5 protein-coding genes are annotated in these 8,944 nt (G+C 66.1%); all 5 read right to left on the reverse strand.

What is annotated here, in order from left to right:
* Positions 1–106 precede the first annotated feature (106 nt).
* Positions 107–1,297: an elongation factor Tu gene (gene tuf / locus ACFRCR_RS13525; protein WP_030151940.1), complete on the reverse strand. Its 1,191-nt coding sequence runs from the start codon at positions 1,295–1,297 to the stop codon at positions 107–109.
* Positions 1,298–1,415: 118 nt separating this feature from the next.
* On the reverse strand, positions 1,416–3,521 hold the full coding sequence (gene fusA, locus ACFRCR_RS13530) for an elongation factor G (protein ID WP_377678212.1): 2,106 nt from the start codon (positions 3,519–3,521) through the stop codon (positions 1,416–1,418).
* A 106-nt stretch (positions 3,522–3,627) separates the two neighbouring features.
* A complete protein-coding gene (gene rpsG / locus ACFRCR_RS13535) occupies positions 3,628–4,098 on the reverse strand; it encodes a 30S ribosomal protein S7 (protein ID WP_030151942.1) in 471 nt (156 codons plus the stop codon).
* Positions 4,098–4,472, reverse strand: a complete 375-nt coding sequence (gene rpsL, locus ACFRCR_RS13540) for a 30S ribosomal protein S12 (protein ID WP_030151943.1) — start codon at positions 4,470–4,472, stop codon at positions 4,098–4,100. Before rpsL ends, rpsG begins: the two co-directional genes overlap by 1 nt.
* A 390-nt stretch (positions 4,473–4,862) precedes the next feature.
* Positions 4,863–8,732 (reverse strand): DNA-directed RNA polymerase subunit beta', encoded by a 3,870-nt coding sequence (locus ACFRCR_RS13545; protein WP_138825553.1) that lies wholly within the window; start codon positions 8,730–8,732, stop codon positions 4,863–4,865.
* Between the last annotated feature and the right edge of the window lie 212 nt (positions 8,733–8,944).

The following is an 8,944-nucleotide window of genomic DNA, read 5'->3' on the forward strand; positions in this document are numbered from 1 at the left end:
CGAAGGGCCCGGGTACCTTGCGGTACCCGGGCCCTTCGGTCAATCCTCCCCGGGCCCCCGAGCGCGAGGCTCAGGTGCTGCCGGGATGGATCAGGGGATCAGAAGATCACTTGATGATCTTCGTGACACGGCCCGATCCGACCGTACGGCCGCCCTCACGGATGGCGAAGCCGAGGCCCTCCTCCATGGCGATCGGCTGGATCAGCTCGACCGTCATCTCGGTGTTGTCGCCGGGCATGACCATCTCGGTGCCCTCGGGCAGCGTGATGACGCCGGTGACGTCCGTGGTGCGGAAGTAGAACTGCGGACGGTAGTTCGAGAAGAACGGGTTGTGACGCCCACCCTCGTCCTTGCCCAGGATGTAGACCTGAGCCTCGAAGTCGGTGTGCGGGGTGATCGAACCCGGCTTGACGACGACCTGGCCGCGCTCGACGTCCTCGCGCTTGATGCCGCGGAGCAGCAGACCGGTGTTGTCGCCGGCCTGAGCCTCGTCCATCTGCTTGTGGAACGTCTCGATACCCGTGACCGTGGTCTTCTGCGGGTTGCGGATGCCGACGATCTCGACCTCGGAGTTGACCGCGAGGGTGCCGCGCTCGACCTTGCCGGTGACGACGGTTCCACGACCGGTGATCGTGAAGACGTCCTCGACGGGCATGAGGAAGGGCTTGTCGAGCTCACGGACGGGCTCGGGGACGTTCTCGTCCACGGCCTCCATGAGCGCCTCGACGGACTTGACCCACTCGGGGTCGCCCTCGAGAGCCTTCAGACCGGAGACGCGGACCACGGGGGCCTCGTCACCGTCGAAGCCCTGCGAGGAGAGGAGCTCGCGCACCTCCATCTCGACGAGCTCGAGGATCTCCTCGTCCTCGACCATGTCGGACTTGTTCAGCGCGACCAGCAGGTAGGGGACACCCACCTGGCGGGCGAGCAGAACGTGCTCACGCGTCTGGGCCATCGGGCCGTCGGTCGCCGCGACCACGAGGATCGCGCCGTCCATCTGAGCAGCACCGGTGATCATGTTCTTGATGTAGTCGGCGTGACCGGGAGCGTCGACGTGAGCGTAGTGACGCTTGTCCGTCTCGTACTCGATGTGCGCGATGTTGATCGTGATACCGCGCTGCTTCTCTTCCGGCGCCTTGTCGATCTCGTCGAACTTGAACTCGGGGTTCACGTCCGGGAACTTGTCGTGCAGCACCTTCGAGATCGCTGCCGTCAGCGTCGTCTTACCGTGGTCGACGTGACCGATGGTTCCGACGTTGACGTGCGGCTTGGTCCGCTCGAACTTGGCCTTCGCCACTGGGGTCCTCCTGGGACTTGGGTAGTTGTGCCGAACGATGCAGATGCACAAGACATCTGCGGGGCGTGCGGGTCGCTACAGGTTGATGGTTGTTACAGGGTCTTCGACCTGTGGGGACTCACTCGCCCCGGGTCTTCTTGATGATCTCTTCGGCAACGTTCCGAGGAACCTCGGCGTAGCTGTCGAATGACATCGAGTACACAGCGCGACCCTGGGTCTTCGACCGCAGGTCACCGATGTACCCGAACATCTCGGACAACGGTACTTGAGCACGGACGACCTTCACACCCGTCGCGTCCTCCATGGACTGGATCATGCCGCGACGAGAGTTGAGGTCACCGATCACGTCGCCCATGTACTCCTCGGGCGTACGCACCTCGACCGCCATGACCGGCTCCAGCAGAACCGGGTCCGCCCGCTTGACGCCCTCCTTGAGGACCATCGAGCCGGCAATCTTGAACGCCATCTCCGAAGAGTCGACATCATGGTACGCGCCGTCGATGAGCGTAGCCTTCACGCCCACGAGCGGGAAGCCGGCGAGCACACCCAGCTGGAGGGCGGCCTGGATACCGGCGTCGACCGACGGGATGTACTCACGCGGGATGCGACCACCGGTGACGGCGTTCTTGAACTCGTAGAGCTCGCCGCCCTCGGTCAGGTCGAGAGGCTCGAAGGTGACCTGCACCTTGGCGAACTGCCCCGAACCACCGGTCTGCTTCTTGTGCGTGTAGTCGATCTTCTCCGCGGTACGGCGGATCGTCTCGCGGTACGCGACCTGCGGCTTGCCGACGTTGGCCTCGACGTTGAACTCGCGACGCATGCGGTCGACGAGGATGTCGAGGTGGAGCTCGCCCATGCCGCCGATGACGGTCTGGCCGGTCTCCTCGTCGAGCTTGACGCGGAAGGTCGGGTCCTCCTCGGCGAGCTTCTGGATGGCGACCGAGAGCTTCTCCTGGTCGGCCTTCGTCTTGGGCTCGATGGCCACGTCGATGACGGGCTCCGGGAAGGTCATCGACTCGAGGACGACCGGGTTCGCGATGTCACACAGGGTGTCACCGGTCGTCGTGTCCTTGAGGCCGATGAACGCGTAGATGTGGCCGGCGCTGCCGAGCTCGACCGCGTTCTCCTTGTTGGAGTGCATCTGGAAGATCTTGCCCAGACGCTCCTTCTTGCCCTTGGTCGCGTTGAGCACCTGGGTGCCCGGCGTGACCTGGCCGGAGTAGACGCGGACGTACGTCAGCTTGCCGAAGAACGGGTGCGAGGCGACCTTGAACGCGAGGGCCGAGAACGGCTCCGTGGCGTCGGGGTGGCGCTCGACGATCTTCTCCTCGTCCTTGACGTCGTGGCCGTTGATGGCCGGGACGTCGAGGGGCGACGGCAGGAAGTCGATGACCGCGTCGAGCATGGGCTGGACGCCCTTGTTCTTGAACGCGGAGCCGCAGAGCACCGGGAAGGCCTCGCCCGAGACGGTGAGCTTACGGATCGCGGACTTGATCTCCGCGATCGTCAGCTCTTCACCGTTGAGGTACTTCTCGAGGAGCTCCTCGTCGGCCTCGGCGACGTTCTCGACGAGCTCGGCACGGTAGGTCTGCGCCTTCTCGAGGAGGTCCGCGGGGATCTCCTCGATCTCGTAGGCCTCGCCCATCTTCGTCTCGCCGCGCCACACGAGTGCGCGCATCTCGAGCAGGTCGACGACGCCCGTGAACTCGCTCTCGGAGCCGATCGGCAGCTGGATGACCAGCGGCTTGGCCTTGAGGCGGTTCACGATCGTGTCGACCGTGAAGTAGAAGTCCGCGCCGAGCTTGTCCATCTTGTTGACGAAGCAGATGCGCGGGACGTTGTACTTGTCGGCCTGGCGCCAGACGGTCTCGGACTGGGGCTCGACGCCCTCCTTGCCGTCGAAGACAGCAACAGCGCCGTCGAGCACACGCAGGGAGCGCTCGACCTCGACCGTGAAGTCCACGTGGCCGGGGGTGTCGATGATGTTGATCTGGTTCTTGTTCCAGAAGCAGGTCACGGCGGCAGACGTGATCGTGATGCCGCGCTCCTTCTCCTGCTCCATCCAGTCGGTCGTCGATGCGCCGTCGTGCGTCTCACCGATCTTGTAGTTCACCCCGGTGTAGAACAGGATGCGCTCGGTGGTCGTGGTCTTACCGGCATCGATGTGGGCCATGATGCCGATGTTGCGGACCTTGTTCAGGTCGGTCAGCACGTCAAGTGCCACGGGTACTTCCCCTTTGTGTGGGTTGAGTCGGGGGCGCTGCTTCTACCGAAGCCGGCCGGACCCGCCGACGGCCCCGGGGGTGAACCCCCAGGGCCGGTCGGGCGGACTACCAGCGGTAGTGCGCGAAGGCCTTGTTGGACTCGGCCATCTTGTGCATGTCCTCACGACGCTTGACCGCGGCACCGAGGCCGTTGCTCGCGTCGAGGATCTCGTTCATGAGGCGCTCGGTCATGGTCTTCTCGCGACGAGCGCGCGAGTAGTCCGTGAGCCAGCGCAGCGCGAGCGTCGTGGAACGCGTGGGGCGCACCTCGACGGGGACCTGGTAGGTCGCGCCACCGACACGGCGCGAACGGACCTCGAGGGCCGGGCGCACGTTCTCGAGAGCACGCTTGAGGACGACGACGGGGTCGCCGTCGGTCTTCGCGCGGACACCCTCGAGGGCACCGTAGACGATCGCCTCGGCGGTCGACTTCTTGCCGTCCAGGAGGACCTTGTTGATGAGCTGGGTGACGACCGGGGAACCGTAGACAGGGTCGACGATGAGCGGCCGCTTCGGGGCGGGGCCCTTACGAGGCATTAGCTCTTCTCCTTCTTGGCACCGTAGCGGCTGCGAGCCTGCTTGCGGTTCTTGACGCCCTGGGTGTCGAGTGCGCCACGGACGATCTTGTAGCGGACACCGGGGAGGTCCTTCACACGACCGCCGCGGACGAGCACGATGGAGTGCTCCTGGAGGTTGTGGCCGACACCGGGGATGTACGCGGTGACCTCGATCTGGGACGAGAGCTTCACGCGTGCGACCTTGCGCAGTGCGGAGTTCGGCTTCTTGGGGGTGGTGGTGTACACACGCGTGCACACACCACGCCGCTGCGGGGAACCCTTGAGGGCGGGAGTCTTGGACTTCCCTGCCTTCGAGGTCCGCCCCTTGCGGACGAGCTGCTGGATCGTAGGCACTACGTCTCCGTGTCTTCTCGAGCTGGACCGGGGTGATCCCCGGCGGTGGTCTCAACGGGCTGTGGGCGCCGACGGCAAACGGCACCTGCGACGCAGAGCGTCGCAATCGCCACGTACCACCGGCTCGATGGTCCGGGCTGGGCTCGCGACCGATCCGAGGATCGGCCGAAGAGTTCAGCACCGGAATGCTCGCGCACTCACATCGGCACGCTGGAATCGACACAGCGTGCACGACGGCGCGGGCACGGTCTACTACGTTACCTGCCACGCGGCAGGTAGTCAAAGAGCGAAGGGGTGGTCCCGGCGCGTCCTGCGCGCCGGGGCCACCCCCTGTGCTACTCGGTCCGCCGTGGCCCGACGACGCAGGGTCGTCGGGTCACGGCACCGGGATCAGCGGTAGTCGCCGAAGTCCAGGTCCTCGAGCGGGATCGCCTCGCCGGAGCCCATGCCGAGCCCCTGGAAGTCGATCTCGTCGTAGCCGAAGCTCGGGTAGAGCTCCGTCTTGGCCTGCTCGGTCGGCTCGACCTCGACGTTGCGGTAACGGGGCAGACCCGTACCGGCCGGGATGAGCTTACCGAGGATGACGTTCTCCTTGAGGCCGAGGAGCGGGTCACGACGACCGCTCATCGCCGCCTCGGTGAGGACACGCGTCGTCTCCTGGAAGGAGGCCGCCGACAGCCACGAGTCGGTCGCGAGAGACGCCTTCGTGATGCCCATCAGCTCGGGACGGCCGGAAGCCGGCTGGCCACCTTCCGACACCGCGCGACGGTTGGCGTCCTCGAAGCGGCCACGCTCGGCGAGCTCGCCCGGCAGGAGCTGCGAGTCGCCCGAGTCCAGCACGGTCACGCGACGCAGCATCTGCCGCACGATGACCTCGATGTGCTTGTCGTGGATGTCCACGCCCTGGGAGCGGTAGACCTCCTGGACCTCGTCCACCAGGTGCTTCTGGGTGGCGCGGGGGCCGAGGATGCGCAGGACCTTCTTCGGGTCGACGGCGCCCTGGACGAGCTGGGTGCCGACCTCGACGTGATCGCCGTCGCTGACGAGGAGGCGCGAACGCTTCGTCACCGGGTAGGCCAGCTCCTCGGAGCCGTCGTCGGGGGTCAGGACGATGCGGCGCGTGCGCTCCGCCTCGTCGATCGTGATGCGACCCGAGAACTCCGCGATGGGGCCCTCACCCTTCGGGGTACGTGCCTCGAAGAGCTCGGTCACACGGGGCAGACCCTGCGTGATGTCGTCCGCGGAGGCCACACCACCGGTGTGGAAGGTACGCATCGTCAGCTGCGTGCCGGGCTCACCGATCGACTGGGCCGCGATGATGCCGACGGCCTCGCCGATGTCGACGAGCTTGCCGGTGGCCAGCGAGCGGCCGTAGCACTTGGCGCACGTGCCGACGCGGGACTCGCAGGTCAGGACCGAGCGGACCTTGACCGTGTCGATCCCGGCCGCGAGCAGGGCGTCGATGACCAGGTCACCGGCGTCGTCCCCCGCCTTGGCGATGACGTTGCCGTCCGCGTCCTCCACGTCGGAGGCGAGGGTGCGCGAGTAGATGCTCGTCTCGACCTTGTCGTGACGGACCAGACGGTCGCCGATCTTCTCGCCCACGGGCAGCGTCAGGCCACGCTCGGTGCCGCAGTCCTCCTCGCGGACGATGACGTCCTGCGACACGTCGACCAGACGACGGGTCAGGTAGCCCGAGTCGGCGGTGCGCAGAGCGGTGTCGGCGAGGCCCTTGCGGGCACCGTGCGTCGCGATGAAGTACTCGAGGACCGAGAGGCCCTCGCGGTAGTTGGACTTGATCGGGCGAGGGATGATCTCACCCTTCGGGTTCGCCACGAGGCCGCGCATACCGGCGATCTGACGGACCTGCATCCAGTTACCACGAGCTCCCGAGCCCACCATCGTGTAGACGGTGTTGCGCTCCGGGAAGCTCGCACGCATCGCGGTCGCGACCTTGTCGGTGGCCTGCGTCCAGATCTCGATGAGCTCCTGGCGACGCTCGTCGTCGGTGATCAGACCGCGGTCGTACTCCTGCTGCACCTTCAGGGCACGAGCCTCGTGCTCCTCCAGGATCGCCGCCTTCGCCGCGGGGGTCGCGACGTCGGAGATGGCGATGGTGACACCCGAACGGGTGGCCCAGCGGAAACCGGCCTCCTTGAGCGCGTCGAGCGAGGCAGCGACCTCGACCTTGGGGTAGGTCTCGGCGAGCTCGTTGACGATCGTCGAGAGCTTCTTCTTGTCGACGATGCCGTTCACGTAGCCGTAGCTGACGGGCAGCGTCTCGTTGAAGAGCGCGCGGCCGAGGGTCGTCCCGAAGACGAAAGGCTCTCCGGGGACGAAGCCCTCAGGGGCCTCGCCCTCGGCGAAGACCAGACCGTCCATGCGGATGCTGACCTCGGCGTTCAGGTCCAGCGAGCCGGCGTCGAAGGCCATGATGGCCTCGGCGACCGAGCTGAACGCGCGCCCCGCGCCCTCGGCGTCCTTCTTGTCGTTCGTCAGGTGGTACAGACCGATGATCATGTCCTGCGAGGGCATGGTCACCGGACGGCCGTCCGACGGCTTCAGGATGTTGTTGCTCGAGAGCATGAGGATGCGCGCCTCGGCCTGGGCCTCGGCCGACAGCGGCAGGTGCACGGCCATCTGGTCACCGTCGAAGTCCGCGTTGAACGCGGCACACACGAGCGGGTGCAGGTGGATGGCCTTGCCCTCGACCAGCTGGGGCTCGAAGGCCTGGATGCCGAGACGGTGCAGCGTGGGTGCACGGTTGAGCAGCACGGGGTGCTCGGTGATGACCTCTTCGAGGACGTCCCACACGACCGGACGGGCACGCTCGACCATGCGCTTGGCGCTCTTGATGTTCTGCGCGTGGTTCAGGTCCACGAGGCGCTTCATCACGAAGGGCTTGAAGAGCTCGAGGGCCATCTGCTTGGGCAGACCGCACTGGTGCAGCTTGAGCTGCGGGCCGACCACGATGACCGAACGGCCCGAGTAGTCGACACGCTTGCCGAGCAGGTTCTGACGGAAACGACCCTGCTTGCCCTTGAGCATGTCGGAGATCGACTTCAACGGACGGTTGCCGGGGCCCGTGACCGGGCGACCACGACGGCCGTTGTCGAAGAGCGAGTCCACAGCTTCCTGCAGCATGCGCTTCTCGTTGTTGACGATGATCTCCGGAGCGCCCAGGTCGAGCAGACGCTTGAGGCGGTTGTTCCGGTTGATCACGCGGCGGTACAGGTCGTTCAGGTCCGAGGTCGCGAAGCGGCCACCGTCGAGCTGCACCATGGGGCGCAGGTCCGGCGGGATGACCGGGACGGCGTCCAGCACCATGCCCGTGGGCGAGTTGGTGGTGGTCAGGAACGCGTTGACGACCTTGAGGCGCTTGAGCGCACGGGTCTTCTTCTGGCCCTTGCCGCTGCGGATGATCTCGCGCAGGAGCTCGGCCTCGGCGACCAGGTCGAAGTCCTGGAGACGCTTCTGGATCGCCGCGGCGCCCATCGAGCCCTCGAAGTAGTTCCCGTAGCGGTCCTGGAGGGCGCGGTAGAGCATCTCGTCGCCCTCGAGGTCGGCGACCTTGAGGTTCTTGAAGCGGTCCCAGACCTGGTCCAGGCGGTCGAGCTCGGCGTCGGACCGCTTGCGGATCGACGCCATCTCGCGCTCGGCCGAGTCGCGGACCTTGCGGCGGGCGTCGGCGCGAGCGCCCTCGGCCTCGAGCGCGGCCAGGTCGGCCTCGAGCTTCTGGGCACGGGTGTTGATGTCGTTGTCGCGACGGTCCGTGATCTCCTTCTTCTCCAGGTCGATCTCGTTCTGGAGGTTGGGGAGGTCTTCCTGACGGCCCTCGACGTCGACCGACGTGATCATGTAGGCGGCGAAGTAGATGACCTTCTCGAGGTCCTTCGGCGCCAGGTCGAGGAGGTAACCGAGGCGGGAGGGCACACCCTTGAAGAACCAGATGTGCGTGACGGGGGCGGCGAGCTCGATGTGGCCCATGCGCTCACGGCGCACCTTCGAGCGCGTCACCTCGACGCCGCAGCGCTCGCAGATGATGCCCTTGAAGCGCACGCGCTTGTACTTGCCGCAGTAGCACTCCCAGTCCCGGGTGGGGCCGAAGATCTTCTCGCAGAAGAGTCCGTCCTTCTCGGGCTTGAGGGTGCGGTAGTTGATGGTCTCAGGCTTCTTGACCTCGCCGTGAGACCAGTCACGGATGTCGTCTGCCGTGGCCAGTCCGATACGCAGCTCGTCGAAGACATTGACGTCGAGCAAGGTGGTCCTACTTCCTTCGTCTGCCGGCCTGTCCGGGGTTCGTCCCGGCCGGCGCGGTGGAGGTGCTACAGAGTGTCGGGTGGCGGGGGGGGGGGTGGTTTACACGCCCCCCCCCCCCCGAACCGATAAAAAAAAGTGGCAGGAGGGAGAGTGGGGTTGGGGGCCCGCCACAGAGGTAAGCAGCGACGACCGCACCCCCGAAAACAACTAGT

It is taken from the genome of Oerskovia sp. NPDC056781 (assembly GCF_042789955.1).
GTDB classification, from domain to species: domain Bacteria; phylum Actinomycetota; class Actinomycetes; order Actinomycetales; family Cellulomonadaceae; genus Oerskovia; species Oerskovia rustica.